Annotated in this window: 19 protein-coding genes and 1 pseudogene; 9 read left to right on the top strand and 11 right to left on the bottom strand. The window is 52.3% G+C overall.

Annotation, left to right across the window (positions count from 1 at the left end; translation table 11 throughout):
* Positions 1 to 15 precede the first annotated feature (15 nt).
* The 6 genes from PUZ33_RS01695 to pspA form a co-directional block, all read right to left on the bottom strand.
* Positions 16 to 1308: an ABC transporter substrate-binding protein gene (locus PUZ33_RS01695; RefSeq protein WP_058681301.1), complete on the bottom strand. Its 1293-nt coding sequence runs from the start codon at positions 1306 to 1308 to the stop codon at positions 16 to 18.
* A gap of 15 nt (positions 1309 to 1323) precedes the next feature.
* On the bottom strand, positions 1324 to 3009 hold the full coding sequence (locus tag PUZ33_RS01690; protein ID WP_062676485.1) for a sugar phosphorylase: 1686 nt from the start codon (positions 3007 to 3009) through the stop codon (positions 1324 to 1326).
* A gap of 209 nt (positions 3010 to 3218) precedes the next feature.
* Complete coding sequence (gene pspD, locus PUZ33_RS01685) at positions 3219 to 3440, bottom strand: phage shock protein PspD (RefSeq protein ID WP_013096406.1); 222 nt, start codon at positions 3438 to 3440, stop codon at positions 3219 to 3221.
* A gap of 12 nt (positions 3441 to 3452) precedes the next feature.
* Positions 3453 to 3812, bottom strand: coding sequence for an envelope stress response membrane protein PspC (gene pspC / locus PUZ33_RS01680; RefSeq protein ID WP_013096405.1), 360 nt, complete (start codon positions 3810 to 3812; stop codon positions 3453 to 3455).
* Entirely contained in the window at positions 3812 to 4036 is a 225-nt protein-coding gene (gene pspB / locus PUZ33_RS01675; RefSeq protein ID WP_013096404.1) for an envelope stress response membrane protein PspB, read from the bottom strand. The genes pspC and pspB overlap by 1 nt, the downstream gene beginning before the upstream one ends.
* A gap of 54 nt (positions 4037 to 4090) precedes the next feature.
* Entirely contained in the window at positions 4091 to 4759 is a 669-nt protein-coding gene (gene pspA / locus PUZ33_RS01670) for a phage shock protein PspA (protein ID WP_013096403.1), read from the bottom strand.
* Positions 4760 to 4925: 166 nt separating this feature from the next.
* Between pspA and pspF the strand changes: the two genes are divergently transcribed.
* Entirely contained in the window at positions 4926 to 5903 is a 978-nt protein-coding gene (pspF, locus tag PUZ33_RS01665) for a phage shock protein operon transcriptional activator (RefSeq protein WP_058681303.1), read from the top strand.
* 56 nt (positions 5904 to 5959) lie between these two features.
* On the opposite strand, the gene PUZ33_RS01660 is transcribed toward pspF, so the two are convergent.
* Genes PUZ33_RS01660 through PUZ33_RS01645 form a run of 4 tightly spaced genes read right to left on the bottom strand, consistent with a single transcriptional unit; the run spans position 5960 to position 12112 of the window.
* Positions 5960 to 7693 (bottom strand): polyurethane esterase, encoded by a 1734-nt coding sequence (locus PUZ33_RS01660; protein ID WP_058681304.1) that lies wholly within the window; start codon positions 7691 to 7693, stop codon positions 5960 to 5962.
* Positions 7694 to 7720: 27 nt separating this feature from the next.
* Positions 7721 to 9079: a TolC family outer membrane protein gene (locus PUZ33_RS01655; protein ID WP_058681305.1), complete on the bottom strand. Its 1359-nt coding sequence runs from the start codon at positions 9077 to 9079 to the stop codon at positions 7721 to 7723.
* A gap of 2 nt (positions 9080 to 9081) precedes the next feature.
* Positions 9082 to 10395 carry an HlyD family type I secretion periplasmic adaptor subunit gene (locus PUZ33_RS01650; protein WP_058681306.1) on the bottom strand — a complete coding sequence of 438 codons (1314 nt, stop codon included), beginning with the start codon at positions 10393 to 10395 and terminating at the stop codon, positions 9082 to 9084.
* A complete protein-coding gene (locus tag PUZ33_RS01645) occupies positions 10388 to 12112 on the bottom strand; it encodes a type I secretion system permease/ATPase (protein ID WP_080398905.1) in 1725 nt (574 codons plus the stop codon). The genes PUZ33_RS01650 and PUZ33_RS01645 overlap by 8 nt, the downstream gene beginning before the upstream one ends.
* Positions 12113 to 12584: 472 nt before the next feature.
* On the opposite strand from PUZ33_RS01645, the pseudogene PUZ33_RS01640 reads away from it, so the two are divergent.
* From PUZ33_RS01640 to sapF, 6 genes and pseudogenes are all read left to right on the top strand, one after another.
* Positions 12585 to 12749 (top strand): annotated as a pseudogene (locus PUZ33_RS01640) (site-specific integrase); the annotation flags it as partial.
* A 66-nt stretch (positions 12750 to 12815) separates the two neighbouring features.
* On the top strand, positions 12816 to 14456 hold the full coding sequence (gene sapA, locus PUZ33_RS01635) for an ABC transporter substrate-binding protein SapA (protein WP_058681307.1): 1641 nt from the start codon (positions 12816 to 12818) through the stop codon (positions 14454 to 14456).
* Positions 14453 to 15418, top strand: a complete 966-nt coding sequence (sapB, locus tag PUZ33_RS01630; protein ID WP_013096396.1) for a putrescine export ABC transporter permease SapB — start codon at positions 14453 to 14455, stop codon at positions 15416 to 15418. Before sapA ends, sapB begins: the two co-directional genes overlap by 4 nt.
* On the top strand, positions 15405 to 16295 hold the full coding sequence (sapC, locus tag PUZ33_RS01625; protein WP_020690956.1) for a putrescine export ABC transporter permease SapC: 891 nt from the start codon (positions 15405 to 15407) through the stop codon (positions 16293 to 16295). The genes sapB and sapC overlap by 14 nt, the downstream gene beginning before the upstream one ends.
* Entirely contained in the window at positions 16295 to 17287 is a 993-nt protein-coding gene (gene sapD, locus PUZ33_RS01620) for a peptide ABC transporter ATP-binding protein SapD (protein WP_013096394.1), read from the top strand. Before sapC ends, sapD begins: the two co-directional genes overlap by 1 nt.
* A 1-nt stretch (position 17288) precedes the next feature.
* Positions 17289 to 18095 (top strand): putrescine export ABC transporter ATP-binding protein SapF, encoded by an 807-nt coding sequence (gene sapF, locus PUZ33_RS01615; protein ID WP_013096393.1) that lies wholly within the window; start codon positions 17289 to 17291, stop codon positions 18093 to 18095.
* A gap of 9 nt (positions 18096 to 18104) precedes the next feature.
* Here the strand turns inward: sapF and PUZ33_RS01610 are convergent, their stop codons facing one another.
* A complete protein-coding gene (locus PUZ33_RS01610) occupies positions 18105 to 18695 on the bottom strand; it encodes a TetR/AcrR family transcriptional regulator (RefSeq protein WP_058681308.1) in 591 nt (196 codons plus the stop codon).
* Positions 18696 to 18829: 134 nt separating this feature from the next.
* On the opposite strand from PUZ33_RS01610, the gene PUZ33_RS01605 reads away from it, so the two are divergent.
* Together PUZ33_RS01605 and PUZ33_RS01600 are read left to right on the top strand one after the other, a co-directional pair.
* Positions 18830 to 19231: a RidA family protein gene (locus PUZ33_RS01605; protein WP_058681309.1), complete on the top strand. Its 402-nt coding sequence runs from the start codon at positions 18830 to 18832 to the stop codon at positions 19229 to 19231.
* Positions 19232 to 19292: 61 nt separating this feature from the next.
* Positions 19293 to 20117: a helix-turn-helix transcriptional regulator gene (locus PUZ33_RS01600; protein WP_058681310.1), complete on the top strand. Its 825-nt coding sequence runs from the start codon at positions 19293 to 19295 to the stop codon at positions 20115 to 20117.
* The last annotated feature ends 1 nt before the right edge of the window (position 20118 follow it).

The raw sequence follows: 20118 nt of genomic DNA, 5'->3' as shown, positions 1-20118 counted from the left end.
TCCGCAGAAGCGCTCCTATCGTTGTGAAACCAGGTCAGTCAGGCGTTTCTGGCTGTTGCTTAACGTGGTGTTGAGGTCTTGCTGACCTACCGTCACGTTATGCACCATCGAACTGATGATGCCGGAACCTGTCACGTCGCCCATGCGGGTAAAGTTTTTGTCGCCCACGGCCCCAAATACCTGCACATTCGGGAACTGTGCGATCAGCTCATACGGCAGTTGACCAAAGGCTTTGATGACCTCGTTGTTTTTCCAGCTCTCGGTATCCACCACCAGTTTGTTCACCGGTAACGCCGCCCCCGGAGACATCATGACCCAGTCCGAGGCGTTTTGAGCCTGCTCCATCCAGGTCACAAATTTCTCAGCGGCTTTGGTTTCTTCTTCAGTCTGACCGGTCGTGATCGTCAGCGATGTCACCATGCCGTAAACCGCAGACGATTTTTCCGTTGGAACCACGAAGCCCAGGTTGGCAGGATCCCCTTCTTTAAACACGGCAGGCAGAATGTAGGTGGAGTAAACCGCCATTGGCGCGGAACCGTTCATGAACGCGTCTTTGATCTCCATGACGTCGTTCGAGCCTGGCATCGTGTTCTTCGCCAGTTCTTTATAAAACGCCAGCGCGTTTAACATTTCAGGCGTATCGATCTGGATGTTGCCCTGCGCGTCGAAGACGTTTGCCCCACCTGAAAGGGCAAACTGGGAGAAGGCCTGCTCGGTCATGACGCTTTCAGCGGTAGGAAGCGCGATACCGTAGTGTTTCTTAGCCGGGTCGTTGAGCATCTGACTGGCTTTCAGCAGCTGTTGCCAGTTATGCGGCTCTTTAATACCCGCCGCGGCGAGAACATCTTTGTGGTACCAGACGCCTGACAGCCAGGCGCTAATTGGCACCCCCGTCCACGCGGTGCCGTCTTCCGTGCGAACAACACGGAGAATGCCGTCATAAAACGTCTCTTCACCGACGGCTTTAATGGCTTCGCCAATTGCGTCACGGTCCAGCAACTGCTCTTTATCCATCACTTTTGCATAGTCATGGCTGACCTCAATCACCTCCGGCAGTGCGCCGGTCCGCGCGAGGGTAATGACCTTGGTGTTGTATGCATCCTCTTCCACCGGCACCTGTTTCACCGTAATGGAGGGATTCTCTTTCTCGAATTTCTCAATCAGTTTCGTGATGACGGCCTGACGCTCCTGCTCCACCGACGAATGCATAAACTCGATGGTCACAGAAGATTGTGTGTCGTCCTTGCAGCCTGATAACAGGGCGCACGAAACCAGTGCTGAAATCAGCACAATTCTCGGCATTTTCATTGTTAAGGTCCTTTTTTAGTTTTCTTTAATCCACATAACCTGCCATGGATTTAGGGTCAACGTCGTATCGTTAATATTGATCCCGGTTATTAAATCTTTTCCTGTCTGACTATTTGAAGGGAGGTGTTGAATATCATTACTGAAATTAAAGAGCTCTGTTATTCGCTCGCCGTTATCGGCAATGCGAACTATTTTCAAAACATGCTCCCCGGATGTTTCAAAGCGCGCCTGACTGTCCGGGTGGAACGCTTTTTCCTGACGGCGTAACGAAATTAACGCACTCAATCCCGAATAAACTTTATGACGAAGGCTATTAATATCGTCGAGTTTATGATCAATTTCACCGGCCTGATATTTCTTTCGGTTTATTGCTCTATTATACCCTAACCGCTCCACACCCTCATAATCATTACGGGAGCCAATAATACTCTGAATATAGATTGCAGGCACACCCGGGAAACTCAACAGTACGGCATGAGCCAGAATAAAACGGGCTATGCGCAGAGTATCCTCATCCTTCTTAGCACTTAATGCATCCAGGTAGGTTACATTGATTTCATACGGGCTGCGCGTACCATCAGGGTTATTTTTCCAGTTAACCAGCGCGCCTTCCTGCTGGAGTGTTTCCACCAGCGACAGAATTTCCGATTCCGGTAAAATTCCGCGTAACGGATTAAGTCCGATCCCGTCATGCGAAGCCAAAAAGTTAAACCAGGTGGTTTGCTTTGACGGCAGTTCCAGCGATGAGGCCCACTGACAAAGTGCCCGTACATCCTGACGATGAACGGCATGCAGAACCAGTGGTGGCAAGGAGAACTGATACACCATCTGGGCTTCATTCTTGCCGTCACCAAAGTAAGAAACGTTGTCTTTATGCGGGACATTGGTCTCAGTGATGATCACCGTACCCGGTGCCACAGCGTCCGTAATGGCGCGGAAGAGCTGAATCAAACGGTGCGTTTGTTCAAGATGGATGCAGCTTGTTCCGGGGATCTTCCACATAAAGCCGACCGCATCAAGGCGGATATAGCGCGCTCCTTCCATCAGGTAATGGAGAAGCACATCCACCATTGCAATCAACACCTCAGGAGAGGCGAAATTGAGGTCAATCTGATCATCGCTGAAGGTCGTCCACAGATGCCGAACGCTTCCATCATCAAGTGTAAAAGGTGTCAAGAGAGGCAATGCACGAGGCCGTGTCACAGCAGATAAATCAGTTTGCGGATCCACGGAAATAAAGAAATCTTCATAGCCCGGTTTTTGCGCAAGATAATGAGCGAACCATTGGCTTTTCGCTGACATATGGTTGCAAACAAAATCGAACATTAAACTGGCATACTGCTTTAATTCAGCAACGTCTTGCCATGTTCCCGTTTCAGGCGCAACGTCATGGTAATCGATAACGGAAAAACCATCATCAGAGGACCACGGGTAAAAAGGTAAAAGATGCACATGAGAAAATGAACGAGAAAGCCATTTGTTATAAAAGCGGGTAAAAACAGGCAGCGCTTTCTCCCCTTTATTGTAGAACTGTTCGGCATAGGTAATCAGGACGATATCTTTTTCATCCCAACCGGCTTTACGCTTTTCGGTAATAACAGCAGCAGCTCTGGAAATTTTCCCTGACAGTGTTTCACGGTGCGCCTCAGAAAACGATTCACCGTAAACAAGATTGATTAAATTTTTAATTTTATCGTTCACTTTATTTTTCCATGGTAGCGGTCCCACGAAACGCAATCTACTCCCATGAAAAATATCTGTCAACGGACCTGAGGGGGTAAAAACGTCTTCTCAAGGCAACTCAGCGCAGTAATGTGAGCTGCCGCAAAGAAAGACAGAAAAGGGAGAAAACGAAGAGAAATGCCAGCAGCCCTCCTCTCATAAGAGAAAGACTGCGGTATACATGGAGATCAGGATAAGTATCGACGGGAAAAACGTTTGGCCAGTTTTTGCAGCAGCGGCTCCAGCGCCACGGCCAATAACAGTCTTACCGGCTTACGGGCAACAGATTTTATTGCCCAGCCAGCCACGCCTGCCGGACCATAACGTAACGCCGTCAGCAGGACCAGTTTACCTGCGATTTTCAGGCCGGGTTTTACCTTCTGACCGGCCTGTTGCCAGTTTTTGTTCATCTATGTTCTCTCTTAAAGCTGACGAAAACGACTTCTCAGCGTAAAGGTATCAGACGTGACGTAACGTTCCATTTCGCGCAACCGCTTTTCACCTGCGGCGAGTTCAGCATCCACCTGGTTCAGAATGTCACTACTGCTCGGTGCGCCTTCTGCAGCCAGTTCACCTTCCGGCATGGGGTCGAGCACAAACGACAATACGATGTACGCCACCAGAGTGATAAACGCCAGACCGAAGAAAATCGATAACACCGTTACCACGCGCACCAGCTTAACCGGTACATCCAGATAGTGGGCAAGCCCCGCACAGACGCCGCGAACCATGCCCTGCTGTGGGATCCGCCACAGCTTTTTATTCAGATTCAGTCCTGACATTAACGCTCCCTCCAGTTCGGGTGTTCCGCATCCAGGATAGCTTCCAGCGCCTGAATACGTTCACGCATCTTATTCGCCTGATCGGACAGCTGTACCAGACGTTGTTGCTCGCTCTGGGAAAGGGCGTCCCGTGAAGAACGGTTGCTGTAGTGCAGCCATAACCAAATCGGCAGCACGAACAGCACGAAAATGGTCAGGGGAATAGCGAGAAAAAGCGCGCTCATGTGTACTCCTTGTCGTACGATGCGTGGCGGCACGCTCAGGTGCCGCATGAATTATTATTGATTGTCTTGCTTCATTTTGGCTTTCAGGGCCGCCAGCTGCTCGCTGATTTCATCGTCGGCTTTCAGATCGGCGAACTGCTGATCGAGCGATTTTTGCTTACCGATGCTGTGGCTTTCCGCTTCCGCTTCCATCTGATCGATACGACGTTCGAAGGACTCAAAACGCGCCATTGCTTCATCAAGCTTACCGCTGTCCAGCTGACGGCGTACATCGCGGGAAGAGTTTGCCGCCTGGTGACGCAGCGTAAGTGCCTGCTGACGCGCACGGGTTTCGCTCAGCTTGTTCTCAAGCTCGCCAATCTCTTTCTTCATACGGGTGAGCGTGTCGTCCACCAGCGTAACTTCATGTTCCAGCGCGGTAACCATATCCGCCAGTTTCTGTTTTTCAATCAATGCGGCACGGGCCAGATCTTCTTTATCTTTACGCAGCGCCAGTTCGGCTTTTTCCTGCCATTCATTAAGCTGGGCGGTAGCCTGCTCAATACGGCGGGTTAACTGCTTTTTCTCAGCCAGCGCACGGGCGGAGGTAGAACGCACTTCAACCAGTGTATCTTCCATTTCCTGAATCATCAGACGCACCAGCTTTTGCGGATCTTCCGCTTTCTCAAGCAGCGAGTTGATGTTGGCGTTCACGATGTCGGCAAAACGAGAAAAAATACCCATAATTCAATCCTCACATTTCTGTTATCGGGCGATGCCCTGCTGTACAGATAATACAATTCCCGTGCCAACTTTTTATCTTATTGATTTCACTGAATGTGATTGATTTTCGCTCACTATGGAACTAAGCTCACCTGGTGAATCTCGCTAAGGAGTGGTTAATTTCATCATGGCTGAATATAAAGACAATTTACTCGGTGAGGCTAACAGCTTTCTCGAAGTGCTGGAGCAGGTTTCACACCTCGCCCCTCTCAACAAACCGGTGCTGATTATCGGTGAGCGCGGCACGGGCAAGGAGCTGATCGCCAACCGACTCCACTATCTGTCCGGGCGCTGGGATGGTCCTTTTATTTCGCTTAACTGCGCCGCGCTGAATGAGAACCTGCTGGATACCGAGCTGTTCGGCCATGAAGCGGGAGCCTTTACCGGGGCGCAAAAGCGCCACCCTGGCCGTTTCGAGCGTGCCGACGGCGGCACCCTGTTCCTCGACGAACTGGCCACCGCGCCAATGCTGGTACAGGAAAAATTGTTGCGCGTCATTGAATATGGCGAGCTGGAACGCGTCGGCGGCAGCCAGCCGCTACAGGTTAACGTGCGTCTGGTCTGTGCGACAAATGCCAACCTTCCGGAAATGGTGGCTGAGGATAAATTTCGCGCCGACCTGCTCGACCGCCTCGCTTTTGACGTCGTCCAGCTTCCGCCGCTGCGTGAACGGCGCAGCGATATTATGCTGCTGGCGGAACAGTTTGCCATTCAGATGTGCCGTGAGCTGGGTCTGCCGCTCTTTCCGGGCTTTAGCGATAATGCCCGGGAGACGCTGCTTAACTACCCCTGGCCGGGGAATATTCGCGAGCTGAAGAACGTCGTCGAACGCTCTGTCTACCGTCACGGCAGCAGCGAAACGGAACTGGACAACATTATTCTCGATCCTTTTCAGCGTAACGCGCCATCTGTTACCGCCCCGGCGCGTTCGAACGATGGGCCCTCACTCCCGCTCGATCTGCGCCAGTTTCAGCATAAGCAGGAACAACAGCTACTGGAGCAGAGCCTGAGGATGGCGAAATATAACCAGAAAGGGGCAGCTGAACTGTTGGGGCTGACCTACCACCAGTTAAGAGCATTGCTCAAAAAGCACCAGATGCGCTGACGGGCAGGACCATTCTGCTGGGATTTATCCCCGCGAGGATCCCGCGGGGATAAGAGTCATGCTACCGCAATATGCATCTGCGAAAGCATATCGGTATTCACACCGACCAGCGTGACGCTGCTGTCACCGTAGGTGAGTAAGGCATTATCACCTTCAAACGACAGGTGGTTGAGATAGCTGTCATTATCGGCAATGTTCTGGTTAGCCATAAAGATCAGGCTGTCGCTGGCGGAGAGGTTATAGACCGTGTCATGACCAAAATCACCATAGAAGAGAAGCGTGTTTTCGCTGCCGTTAAGGTGGATGGCGTCATCGGCATACCCGGAAACCACATTGTTATTGTTACCGTTTACGCTGATCTCACTGTCATTGGCTCCTGAATAGAACCAACTGTCATTACTGGCGGTCGAGATAGTGAAGCTGTTCTCTGTATCGGCGTAATAGCTTTTCGCATACGCGATTGAGCCACTGTCACCTTCTAAGCCATAATCCGTGACCTGCCATGTCGCGTTCTGGTTGATGTTAATACCAAACAGGCTGAACAAGGTGTGGTCTGCGTTAACGTAATGGATATCTTCCGCCCGTGTAATATCGCCGGTGGAATATTTAAAGTACAGCGTCCCTTCTGCATCGTGGCTAAACGTAAAATCGGCAATATGACATTCCGTTACGTAGGTGTTGGTCCCTGCGCCACCATAAATAACATTGTAGCCGCTGTGATCTTTAAAACTGTCATCTCCCCCACCACCGCAGAGATAATCGTTACCCTTCCCGCCTTGTAATAAATCATTTGTTTCGGTACCAATAATAAATGTCGACCCCACATGTGTTACGGATTTATTGAGATCCGAAACCCAGGTCGTGGAACGGTATGCTTCAGAAAGATTAGAAACAATGATATTGGAATTTTGATGGGTGAAATCATAGATTTCAGAATCCATAATTCGTAATGCACCGTCCGTATAGCCCTGACCGGAGTGCCCGGCCCAGGACGCCATATTCGCGATCGAAAAGATCTTACAATCGTTGGTCAGGCCGGCATAGTAATCATTAAAGGAGACGATGTTGTTGGTGCAGGTTTCAAGCGGCGTGTCGTGGTTAAATAAACTGTCCAGCGTCAAGCTGTGACCCGTTAACACACGAAATACCGGATCGTTCTCATAACCAATATTAAGCACTTTGTCATCGGCCAGGTTTTGAGTCGGAGAGGCGAATGCGACGTAGCTTGCGTCCTCAAAGAAACCACCCCACTGGCCCTGTGCGGACAGGGTTGCCATGCTGTTAACAGCCAGTCCGCCAAGACTATGTCCGGTAATGATGATGTCATGACCGGTCAGGCCATTTGCCGTGGCAAACGCGGCCACCGAACTCATGAGGTTTTTATACGCGTTGAGAACATAGTTATCCGCATAGCCGTCGACCAGTGCAGATAATACGTCGCTGACGGTATCCATCGCGGTATTGATGGTATGCTGAAGTGAAGGCGCGCTGGCGTAAGTGCCCGTCCCCCAGAAGCTAATGCCTATATTGACCAGCTTGCCATTGGCGTCATATTTTCCCATAACATTGCATTCGGCGCTGGTTTCAAGAAGACTTTCGCCATAAAAAGCACCATAGGGATTAGTACAGCCGCTGTAGTTAAGCGTGGTCCCGTCTAATACTTTCCAGCCATTTTCTTCTGTATAGGTATAATCAGCATACGTAGCTGCACCAAAATTGATACTTTCAATGGTCAGTGCATCCTTAATAAGCTGCGTGTTTTTCTCGCCCTGATAATCGAATACAGGCATAGTCGTCCCTCTGTTTATTATCAACAATCATTGAGCAAAATACGAATCAAGTAACATAACGTTATCATTGTTTATTTCGCCCGTCTGCGCGAGCAAACTGACCCATGCCTTAATGACAGCATGTTTTTCTGCAGTAAGCTCAACTTTGGTTTTATAGAAAGATTGTTCTGCATTTAATAAATCGATATTCATGCGCTGACCAGCCTGAATGCTTTTTTTCGTCGCTTCAATCTGTCGCCTGGCGGCGTCCACCGCGGAAGCATAGGCAGCAAGGCGCTCTGACGCATGGAGGCATTTATTTAAGGATTTTTTAATTTCGCTGTAGGTCGCCAGCCGCTGTGCATCATGAAGATATTTTGCCTGCTCATAGCGGGCCGCTGCCTGACGCAGGGACGCTGAAACGCCGCCCCCGGAAAAGAGATCCATGCTGACGCGCAGGCCTATGCTGTCGGTACGATATTTCTGATGAATGGTATTGTCGTTGCTTGAATCGTTCTCCGAATGCATCGCGTAAAGCTGTACCCGGGGAAGCGCGCCAGCGCGGCTGCGTTCAATTTCATAGCGTTTTTCTTCCACGTTATGTCCGGCAGAAAGGATATCGGGATTATGCGCGGCCGCCTTTTGTTCCCAGTATCGATAGTCTCCTGATGCCAGCGGCAGCTTAAGCGGCTTTTCACCGAGTATCGGCAGCGCTGCCGTCTGCGAGAGATCCACACCCACGATCGCTGATAACGCAACGTTAGCCGTATCCAGCGTATCACGCGCCTCCACCTCATCCGCAATCGCCAGGCTGAGCGCAGAGGCGGTCTCGGTGACATCCGTTACTGCGCCCTCACCGGCCTCGAACTGTCGCTGAGCCTGCTTTTTCTGCTCTTCCAGCCCCTGACGATGCAGAGCCGCAAGCTGAAGCCGTTGATGCGCCTCGGTAAGATCCAGCCAGGCGGTAATGAAACGGTTTTGCAGATCAATCAGACTGCTTCGGTAGCGTTCATCAGACTGCATTTTTTTGATAATGCCGATGCGATACCCCGCATAGGCATCGTAATCAAACAGCGGCTGAACAACGGTAACCGATCCCGAATAACTGTCATATTGTTGATGCTGCACCACCTCAGAACGCTCCCCCAACAAATTTGTCTGCTGGTACTGCTGCCGTTGCCAGTTACGCGGTGCGCGCTGATAGCTAACGCTGACTTTTGGCAGTAACCCGGCGCGACCAATGGGGATGTACTCTTCTCCGGCAAGCTGATCCTTCACAGCAGCGCGGTACTGCGGATCGTTGTCCAGCGCCATGAACCAGCCCTGGGTCAGTGTCAGCGCACCTGCTGAAAAGGACGTCATCAGCGCGAGCAGATACACAACAGGTATGAATTTTGCGGTAAGCATCTTTACTCCTCGATGAACGACCGCGATGCACGATCCACAATGGGTTTCAGCAGATAGCTCAACAGCGAGCGCTCTCCGGCTTTAATAAAGACCTCTACTGGCATACCCGGTTTAACCTCCTCGCTCTTCAGCTTTTTCATCCCCTCCGGCGTAACAGCGATCTGAATCTTGTAGTAGGGCTGCTGGGTAGTGGGATCGGTCTGGCGATCCGCTGACACCAGCGATACCCGGGCCGGAATTTTCGGCGTGCTTTGCTGGTTGAAGGCGGTAAACATCAGGGTAACGGGCATGCCCTTATGGACTTTATCGATCAGGGCGACGTCAATTTGTGAGTCGATAATCAGGGGGGAGGCCTGCGGGACAATTTCCAGTAGCTGCTCGCCCGCACTCACCACCGCGCTGTCGCTGGCAAGCGCGAGGTTCATTACCACACCATCCTGCGGTGCGACAACGCGGGTCAGGGAGAGATCGACACCGGAGAGCGTCAGCTGTTTTTTGCTCTCGCTGACCTGCAGGCGAAGCTGGTCAATTTGCGTTTCAATATCTTTCCGGTTATCAATCAACCGCTGCTGCATGCCGCGTTTGAGCTGGGCGATCTGATTCCCTAACTCTACGATTTTGCTGCGGGTTTCACCCACCTCGCCCGCCAGAGACGCCGATTGCACCTGGATATCGAGATAGCGGTTACGGGGGAAATAGCCCTCTTCCATTAGTGGTTTCAGGTCTTTGAGTTGACGATTTAACAGTGCGAGTCCTTGCGCTTTCGTCTCGCAGGTTCTGACAAGAGAATCGCGCTGGCGAGCCAGCCCTGCAATGGCCTGAGCGTCGTTTTCCTGAGCATTTTTCAGCGCCTCCTGCCGGGCATGCATAAGCTGGCGTTGCTGAGCCACTATGGGCTTGATCGCATCCCGCAGGGCTTCGTCTTCTGTCTCAGGGGGTAAGGTCAGCGTTTGCATGCCCGCCAGCTCAGACTGCAGGCGACTTTCAGCAATGAGCGACGTCAGATAATGCTGGCGCGCAGCGGAGAGTTGGGCGAGCGTCGATTGCTGGCTGAGCAGCACCAGCAGGTCGCCTTTATGTACCGTCTGCCCCTCTTTGACGGCGATGCTTGTCACCACACCGCCTGTGGGTGCCTGTACGGCCTTACGGTAGCCGTCCACCACCACGGTTCCGGTGGAAACAACACCTTTATCCAGCGGCGCCAGTGCCGCCCAGAGCAAGAAAGATCCCAGACCTGCCAGCAACACTACCCAGCCAAGGCGGACAAACGGAACGACGTCAACAAGGGGCGTCTTCTGCGCATCGCTATTATGCATGGGCTTTTCCTTGTTCAGCAGGGACGCTGTTTGTCTTATTTACCGGGCGAGTTGACTGCTGTAAGAGTTGTGCCGTTGGGCCATAAAGCTTGGTTTTTCCGCCTTCGAGGACGAGCAGATGGCTGGTCAGCGGCAATATTCCCGGACGATGAGAAATGATGACAACGCTTTTTTTCTGCTGCCGGAGCTGTCGGATAACCTGCTGCAAAGCCTGCTCACCCGATTCATCGAGGTGAGCGTTGGGCTCATCAAGGATCACGAGTGCCGGGTTGCCGTACAGCGCCCGGGCCAGGCCAATGCGCTGTTTTTGCCCACCCGACAGGGACATCCCCTGCTCGCCGGTCAGGGTGTTATACCCGTCAGGCATACGCAAAATCATGTCGTGGATCCCGGCCATCTTTGCCGTGGCGATCAGTTGCGTTGAATCAATCTCACCAAACTGGGCAATATTCTCAGCGAGGGTTCCCGTGAAAAGCGTAACGTCCTGCGGCAAGTAGCCGATTCCGGGACCCGGCTTCTGCTTCTGCCACTGATAAATATCCGCCCCATCCAGCCTGACATCCCCCTCTCCGGCAGGCCAGACACCGCACAACACTCTGGCGAGACAGGATTTCCCCGATGCACTGGCTCCCACAATTCCCAGCACCTCACCCGGGTTTACCCGCAGAGTGATGTTTTGCAGTATGGGCTGCCGGGGGTTTCCCGGAGGGAAAACGGTGACATTTTCCACTGTGAGCACTCCCTGCGCAGCCGGCAGGCGAATGCTCTCCTGCGCCGGGGGAAAGTCTCCCGTCAGACGAACCACGCGTTCCCATGCCAGACGAGCTGACCGGTAGCCTTTCGCCACGCTGATGAGTTGTTCCACCGGTGACAGCGCTCTTCCGAGCAAAATTGACCCCGCGATCATCATACCCGGCGAGATGTCTCCCAGGATCGCCAGCCAGCAGCCCAGCCCCAACATCAGGGACTGAAGCGCCATGCGTACGGTTTTGGTGACGGCAGACATCAGTACAGCGCGTTCACTGGCCGCACTCTGGCAATAAAGGAACTGTTGATGTCCGCGCCACCAGCGCGCTTTAACGTTGTCAGTCATCCCCAGGGCATGCAGCGTCTCAGCAGATTGTAAGGAGCTGTTAGCCTGGTGATTTGAGATCAAGGCATACCCCCCCGCTTCATTCAAAAGCTGACGCGTCGTTTTTTCGTTAATAAACGCCAGGGCCAGCAGCAGACACGCGCCTGAAAGCGAGAACACCCCGAGCCAGGTGTTAAAAAGGAAAATAACGCCGAGGTAAACGGGAAACCAAATGGAATCAAAAACCGCAAATAACGCCGGGCCGGTAACAAACTGGCGTATAACGGTGAGGTCGCTGATAGCCTGCCCGGCATTCGGGCTGTGCTTAACGAGATTACTTTCACATGCAGCGGTATAGATTGCAGGCGAAAGCGCATTATCAAATTGATTACCCAATCGGATGATGACGATGCCACGCGCGTAATCAAGGAGTGCCATGACGGCAAACATAAATAACACCAGCAGCGTCAACATAAAAAGCGTTGTGGTATTCCCGGATGACAGCGCGCGATCGTAAACCTGCAACATATAAATAGATGGTGCCAGCATCAGTATATTTATGACCGATGAGAAAAACGCAATCGTCACGAATATGCGCGTGCGAACGCGTGCAAAATTCTTAATTAGCCCCAAAGGTTCAATCATTCCCTAACTCTCTGATGTTTTGGTCACTTCTCATGCCATGAGAAAGACGCGAGACGTCCATAATGAAAAAGATTTAACATCAAATATAAAAAAGCAGACAATCAGACGCAGTGCCGTTCGGTATGCCCCAACAGTAAACTGTAATTTTCTTAGATGTTATGATGATTCATTTTATTCTTTTTTTCTTTCGCCCTACCAAATTGCAGGATCAGAGGGTCAGTATATAAATCAACATTACTCGTAACGCAACCATTAATTAAACAAGTATACGTTTAGTGAATATTTCTTATTGTAATACATCGACTCAATAATAATTCACGCCATCGCATCATGCTTGCACAGGATAAACAGCGCGCACTTTATTATAGGGGATTTATTGCCCCCCCAATATCGCATCGCGAGGTAACGGGAAGAAGTCTGTCGTGAGTTCCATCAGCCAATCACGCACGCAGTTGCTAACCGCATACGGTCTGTCGGGGCGAATCCTTCGTTTATAGCGAGTCAGACAGGGCATGAAAATGCTAAGATGGTTTATGAGGTATATTCAAAGTGGAGAGTCGGTATGAATGCCGATCAGGTTGGTATGCTGAATGAGCGACTGCAAACGCTACTGCCCCCAGGATGCCCTCAGGGATAAACGACACTGGATAATTTCGTTTAATATTAGTAAGATAGCCACTTAACATATCATACCTTAAAAATTATGCGTCTGGTTTTATCGTCCTTTTTTGCACTCAGTCTGTTCAGTAGCCAGGCCTTTGCTGCCCCCGAGCCAACTGAGCAGCCTGATATTCGTGACAGTGGCTTCGTCTACTGCGTCAGCGGACAGGTTGATACCTTCAACCCACAAAAAGCGGGTAGCGGCCTGATTGTGGATACTCTCGCCGCTCAGCTTTACGACCGTCTGCTTGATGTTGATCCGTACACCTACCGTCTGGTGCCGGAGCTGGCGGAAAGCTGGGAGGTGCTGGACAACGGCGCAACTTACCGTTTCCGTCTGCGTGATGACGTTGCGTTTCAGCATACGCCGTGGTTTACCCCCACGCGCAAGCTGAATGCAGACGATGTGGTCTTTACGTTCCAGCGTATCTTCAACCGCCATCACCCCTGGCATAACGTCAACGGGGGGAACTTCCCCTATTTCGACAGCCTGCAGTTTGCCGACACCGTTAAAAGCGTCCGCAAACTGGATAACCGGACGGTTGAATTTTCCCTGACGCGCCCGGATGCCTCTTTCCTCTGGCATCTGGCGACCCACTATGCGTCCGTCATGTCCGCTGAGTACGCGGCAAAGCTGAACAAGCAGGATCGTCAGGAGCTGCTTGACCGCCAGCCGGTCGGCACCGGTCCGTTCCAGCTGGCCGAATACCGCGCCGGGCAATATATTCGCCTGCAGCGCCACGAACACTTCTGGCGCGGCACGCCGCTGATGCCGCAGGTAGTGGTCGACCTCGGGTCTGGCGGTACGGGGCGGCTCTCAAAGCTGCTGACCGGCGAATGTGACGTGCTGGCCTGGCCTGCCGCCAGCCAGCTCACTATTTTACGCGACGATCCGCGCCTGCGCCTGACGCTGCGCCCGGGTATGAACATTGCTTATCTCGCTTTTAACACCGATAAGCCGCCGCTGAATAACCCGGCAGTTCGTCATGCACTGGCGCTGGCCATTAACAACCAGCGTTTGATGCAGTCCATTTATTACGGCACCGCGGAAACCGCCGCCTCTATTTTACCGCGCGCCTCGTGGGCGTATGACGGTGAAGCCAAAATCACGGAATACAATCCGGCAAAAGCACGCGAACAGCTTAAAGCGTTGGGCGCTGAAAACCTGACGCTGCAGCTCTGGGTACCGACCAGCTCTCAGGCATGGAACCCTAGCCCACTGAAAACCGCCGAGCTGCTGCAGGCTGATATGGCGCAGGTGGGTATAAAAGTGATCATCGTTCCGGTTGAAGGGCGTTTCCAGGAAGCGCGCCTGATGGATATGAACCATGACCTCACGCTGACGGGCTGGGCGACTGACAGTAACGACCCGGACAGTTTCTTCCGTCCGTTGTTAAGCTGCGCGGCAATAAACTCACAGACCAACTACGCTCACTGGTGCAACCGCGAGTTTGACGCCGTTCTGCAAAAAGCGCTGGCGTCACAACAGCTCTCGTCACGCATTGATGCCTATGATGAAGCGCAAAAGATCCTCGCTAAGGAACTGCCCGTGCTGCCGCTGGCCTCTTCCCTGCGTCTGCAGGCCTATCGTTACGATATTAAAGGCCTGGTACTGAGCCCGTTTGGCAACGCCTCCTTCGCCGGGGTCGACCGTGAAAAAGAACAAGAGGTGAAAAAACCATGATCATTTTTACCTTGCGTCGACTCCTGTTACTACTGGTGACGCTCTTTTTACTGACCTTCGTGGGCTTCAGCCTGAGCTACTTTACGCCGCACGCCCCGCTTCAGGGATCGTCGCTGTGGGATGCCTGGCTGTTCTGGTTCAATGGCCTGCTGCACTGGGATTTTGGCGTCTCCAGTATCAACGGACAGCTTATCTCTGAGCAGTTGAAAGACGTGTTCCCGGCCACAATGGAGCTCTGTATTCTGGCCTTCGGCTTTGCCCTGATGGTGGGAATTCCGGTGGGCATGCTCGCGGGGATTTATCGCAATAAATGGCAGGATAAATTTATCAGCGCCCTCGCCCTGCTCGGCTTTTCTATCCCGGTCTTCTGGCTGGCGCTGTTGCTGACGCTGTTCTTCTCTCTGACAATGGGCTGGCTGCCGGTTTCAGGCCGCTTTGACCTTCTCTACACGGTTAAATCGGTGACCGGTTTCGCCATAATTGATGCATGGCTCTCTGACTCCGTCTGGCGTCACGAAATGATCGTCAGCGCCCTGCGTCATATGGTGTTGCCGGTGCTAACGCTTGCGGTGGCGCCAACAACCGAAGTGATCCGCCTGATGCGCCTGAGCACCATGGAAGTGTTTGATCAGAACTACGTTAAAGCTGCGGCCACGCGCGGTCTCTCACGCCTGACTATCTTGCGTCGTCACGTACTGCATAACGCGCTCCCGCCGGTTATTCCGCGCCTTGGGCTGCAGTTTTCGACCATGCTGACCCTGGCGATGATCACCGAGATGGTCTTTAGCTGGCCAGGTCTGGGCCGGTGGCTCATTAACGCCATTCGTCAGCAGGATTACGCCGCCATTTCAGCAGGCGTCATGGTGATTGGTTCGCTGGTGATTATTGTTAACGTGATTTCCGATATTTTGGGTGCAATGGCCAACCCGTTGAAGCATAAGGAATGGTATGCCTTACGATAGCGTATACAGTGAAAAGCGCACGCCCGGTGCGCTACGTACCGTGTGGCGTAAATTCTATGGTGACACCACGGCAATGATCGGCCTGTACGGCTGTGCCGGTCTGGTCTTGCTGTGCGTATTTGGATCGTGGTTTGCGCCATACGGTATCGACCAGCAGTTCCTCGGCTATCAACTGTTGCCCCCGTCGTGGTCGCGCTATGGGGAAGTTTCCTTCTTCCTGGGCACCGACGATCTGGGCCGTGATGTGCTGAGCCGCCTGCTGAGCGGTGCCGCCCCAACGGTGGGTGGTGCGTTTGTGGTGACGCTTGCCGCCACAGTTTGCGGTCTGGCGCTGGGCATTTTTGCTGGCTCCACCCACGGTCTGCGCTCGGCGGTGCTGAATCACATTCTGGACACCCTGCTCTCTATCCCATCGCTGCTGCTGGCGATCATTGTGGTGGCCTTTGCCGGGCCGCACCTGACGCATGCCATGTTTGCCGTGTGGCTGGCAATCCTGCCCCGTATCGTTCGCTCTGTGTACAGCATGGTGCATGACGAACTGGAGAAAGAGTATGTTGTTGCTGCCCGTCTGGACGGTGCCACCACGCTGAATATTCTCTGGTTTGCCGTTCTGCCGAATATCGCAGCCGGGCTGGTCACCGAGATCACCCGCGCCCTGTCGATGGCGATACTGGATATCGCTGCGCTGGGTTTCCTCGATTTGGGTGCCCAACTGCCGTCACCGGAATGGGGTGCGATGCTGGGCGATGCGCTGGAGCTTATCTACGTCGCCCCGTGGACAGTTATGTTACCGGGTGCGGCCATTATGGTCAGCGTGTTGCTGATTAACCTGCTGGGCGACGGTATTCGCCGCGCAATTAATGCGGGGGTGCAATAATGCCGCTTCTTGATATCCGCAACCTCACCATCGAGTTTAAAACCGGTGAGGGCTGGGTTAAGGCTGTCGATCGAATCAGCATTACCCTTGCTGAAGGTGAAATTCGCGGGCTGGTGGGCGAATCCGGCTCCGGGAAAAGCCTCATCGCCAAAGCCATTTGTGGTGTAGCGAAGGACAACTGGCGCGTCACCGCCGACCGCATGCGTTTTGATGATATTGACCTGCTGCGCCTCTCTCCGCGCGAGCGTCGCAAGCTGGTGGGCCATAACGTCTCGATGATTTTCCAGGAGCCACAATCCTGCCTTGACCCGTCCGAGCGCGTAGGTAAGCAGCTGATGCAGAATATCCCCGGCTGGACCTATAAAGGCCGCTGGTGGCAGCGTTTCGGCTGGCGCAAACGCCGCGCCATTGAGCTGCTGCACCGCGTCGGGATCAAAGATCATAAAGACGCAATGCGCAGTTTCCCCTACGAACTCACCGACGGTGAATGCCAGAAAGTGATGATCGCCATCGCGCTGGCCAATCAGCCGCGTCTGTTGATTGCGGATGAACCAACAAACGCCATGGAGCCGACCACGCAGGCGCAGATATTCCGTCTGCTGACGCGGCTGAATCAGAATAACAACACCACCATTTTGCTGATCAGTCATGACCTGCAAATGCTCAGCAAATGGGCGGATAAAATTGATGTGATGTACTGTGGGCAAACGGTGGAAACCGCCCCCAGTGAAGATCTGATTACCACGCCGCACCACCCCTACACCCAGGCGCTGATTCGTGCGATCCCGGATTTTGGCAGCGCCATGCCGCACAAGAGCCGTCTGAACACGCTGCCGGGTGCGATCCCGCTTCTGGAATCATTGCCGATAGGCTGTCGTCTTGGGCCACGTTGCCCGTATGCTCAGCGTAAGTGTATTGAAACGCCGCGTCTGACGGGGGCGAAAAACCATCTTTACGCCTGTCATTTCCCGCTGAACATGGAGAGAGAGTGAAATGGTCGAAACCTTACTGGAAGTACGCAACCTGAGTAAGACCTTTCGCTACCGCACCGGGCTGTTCCATCGCCAGACCGTGGAAGCGGTGAAACCGCTGAGCTTTACGCTGCGCGAAAAGCAGACGCTGGCGATTATTGGCGAGAATGGTTCCGGCAAATCCACGCTGGCTAAGATGCTGGCGGGCATGGTTGAGCCAAGCGGCGGTGAAGTGCTGATTGACGATCATCCGCTGGCATTCGGCGATTACTCCTTCCGCAGCCAGCGCATCCGTATGATCTTCCAGGATCCCTCCACCTCGCTCAATCCGCGCCAGCGTATTTCGCAGATCCTGGATTTCCCGCTGCGGCTGAATACCGATCTGGAGCCTGACGCTCGCCGTAAACGTATCTTTGAAACCCTGCGTATGGTCGGACTGCTGCCCGATCACGAAAGTTACTATCCGCATATGCTGGCTCCGGGACAAAAGCAGCGTCTGGGGCTGGCGCGCGCCCTGATTTTGCGCCCGAAGGTGATTATTGCTGACGAAGCCCTCGCCTCACTGGATATGTCGATGCGTTCGCAGTTAATTAACCTGATGCTGGAACTGCAGGAAAAACAGGGGATCTCTTATATCTACGTGACCCAACATCTTGGCATGATGAAACACATCAGCGACCAGGTGATGGTCATGCATCAGGGAGAAGTTGTCGAGCGCGGCAGCACGGCGGATGTGCTGGCCTCCCCACTCCACGATTTAACAAAACGCCTGATTGCCGGACATTTTGGTGAAGCGCTAACTGCTGATGCATGGAGAAAGGATCGTTAAAAATATCCCTTAGCTATTGCGTAACCCGCCAGCCAGAAGAGTGAATACCTCAATGGCATGGGGCAGCGTTTTCTGCGGGTCGTCACTCGCGGCAATGAGCAAGGCAGCATTCAGCGCAGCGCCATTCAGCAGATGGGCTGCGACTTTTGCATCAACCGGTTTAAGAACGTCGCATGCGATCATTTTTTCGATGGTGTGACGAGTCGACTCCAGGCAACTGTTCTGGCTAGGCCATTGCGCCGGATCGCCCAGAACAGCTGGACCATCAAGAAGAACGATACGCTGCACTTCCGGAACCAGCGCCATTTTGATATAAGCGACGCCTTCCGCCAGCAACCTCTCCCAGTCATTTTCCGCAGTGGAAGCAATGGTTTTCGCTTTTTCAGCCATTTCACTGTCTATCTGTGCGACTACAGCCGCCAGTAACCCTTTCTTATCGCTGAAATTATGGTACAGCGCACCGCGCGTTAAGCCCACGCTGGCAGTCAGTTCATCCATTGAGGCAGCGGCATATCCTTTTTCAGCAAACGCCTTACGGGCTGCCTGTATCATTTTTTCGCGATTTTCCTGTGCCGTCTCAGCACGACGTTTTGCAGCCATGGGGGTTCCTTGGTTAAGCAGCGTTTTCCATTTGACATACACGGCGTATGTGGATTACATTTTTTCACATACATCGCGTATGTTACTTCTACTTTGTCATCACGACAATAACCTCGACTATAAAAGGAAATGCTATGCACCCACGTGAACCTGTATTCCCGGCCAACCGTCATGCCCTCTATCAAGAGCATGGCTATTCTGCTGCCATCCGCTCGGGCGATTTGTTATTTGTTTCTGGCCAGGTCGGCAGCCGCAGCGATGGCACACCTGAGCCCGATTTCGCCGCTCAGGTACAGCTCGCATTTGATAACCTCCAGGCTACCCTTGCGGCCGCGGGATGTACCTTTGACGATATTATCGATGTAACGACATTTCACACCGACCCTGAAAACCAGTTTCCCGTCATTATGCAGGCGAAAAAAATGGCGTTCCCACGTCCTCCTTACCCAAACTGGACTGCCATAGGCGTTAACTGGCTCGCTGGTTTTGATTTTGAAATTAAAGTTATTGCCAGAATCCCTTCGCCAGTCAATTAACTTTCGGCATAATTTGCCCAGCATGAAACTCATTTACCGTTAAGTAATAACTGACACGCCAATGAAAGACAGCATCAGAAGGTATATTCTCTCCTGGGTGGAGGAAAATAACTTTACTATTTTACATATTGATGACCTGGTTGCGGATATCGGATACAGCAGACGAACCATTGAAACCTGGTTTAAGGAGCACTATCAGCTCTCGTTAGGAGAATATATTCTCAGAAGAAGGCTGAGCCGTGCTGCTATTATGCTAAGGATGACGTCGATTCCGGTGACGGATATTGCTTATCTTTTCCATTACCAGAGTAGCCAGGGTTTTTCCAGAGCCTTTAAAAAAATGACCGGGCTGACACCCTCTGAGTACAGACGTGCCAGAGTGTGGAATTTTGATGTTTTACAGCCCTCTTTTTTATTAAGCGACCATCAAACTCCAGAACTCGAAATTTGTGAACTGAATGAAACATTTCTCTATACACATCAAATTATCGAACATGATCATCTTTTTGATACCTCGGTCCATGATATTACTAAAAAAATCAAGAAACTGCTTATCGAAAATCGTCATGAGATTGATCGCATCACCCTTGTGCCTCGCCCACCCGAACGCTTAGGCAAAAGCCGATCTTATCTTGTTGAGGTCTTAATCTCGTATTCCTTACAAAGCGACACGACTGCAAAAAGAGGGACGTGTGTAGTAAAAGGAAAATACGCAAAAATGACCTTCAGCGGTAGCTGGGAGGGCTACAGCGCCTTTAACAAAATTGCCTTCGTTAAAGCAATGGTTAAAAAGCGTCTGGCGTTGCGCGAGGGCATTTATTTAATGCAGTTTAATTCTTACAGCGATGAGCATGTTAATTTTGACGTTTTTATCCCCATTTTATAAG

It is taken from the genome of Enterobacter cloacae complex sp. 2022EL-00981, assembly GCF_028737495.1.
Taxonomy (GTDB): Bacteria; Pseudomonadota; Gammaproteobacteria; order Enterobacterales; family Enterobacteriaceae; genus Enterobacter; species Enterobacter cloacae.
This window is presented reverse-complemented; position numbering and strand designations above follow the sequence as displayed.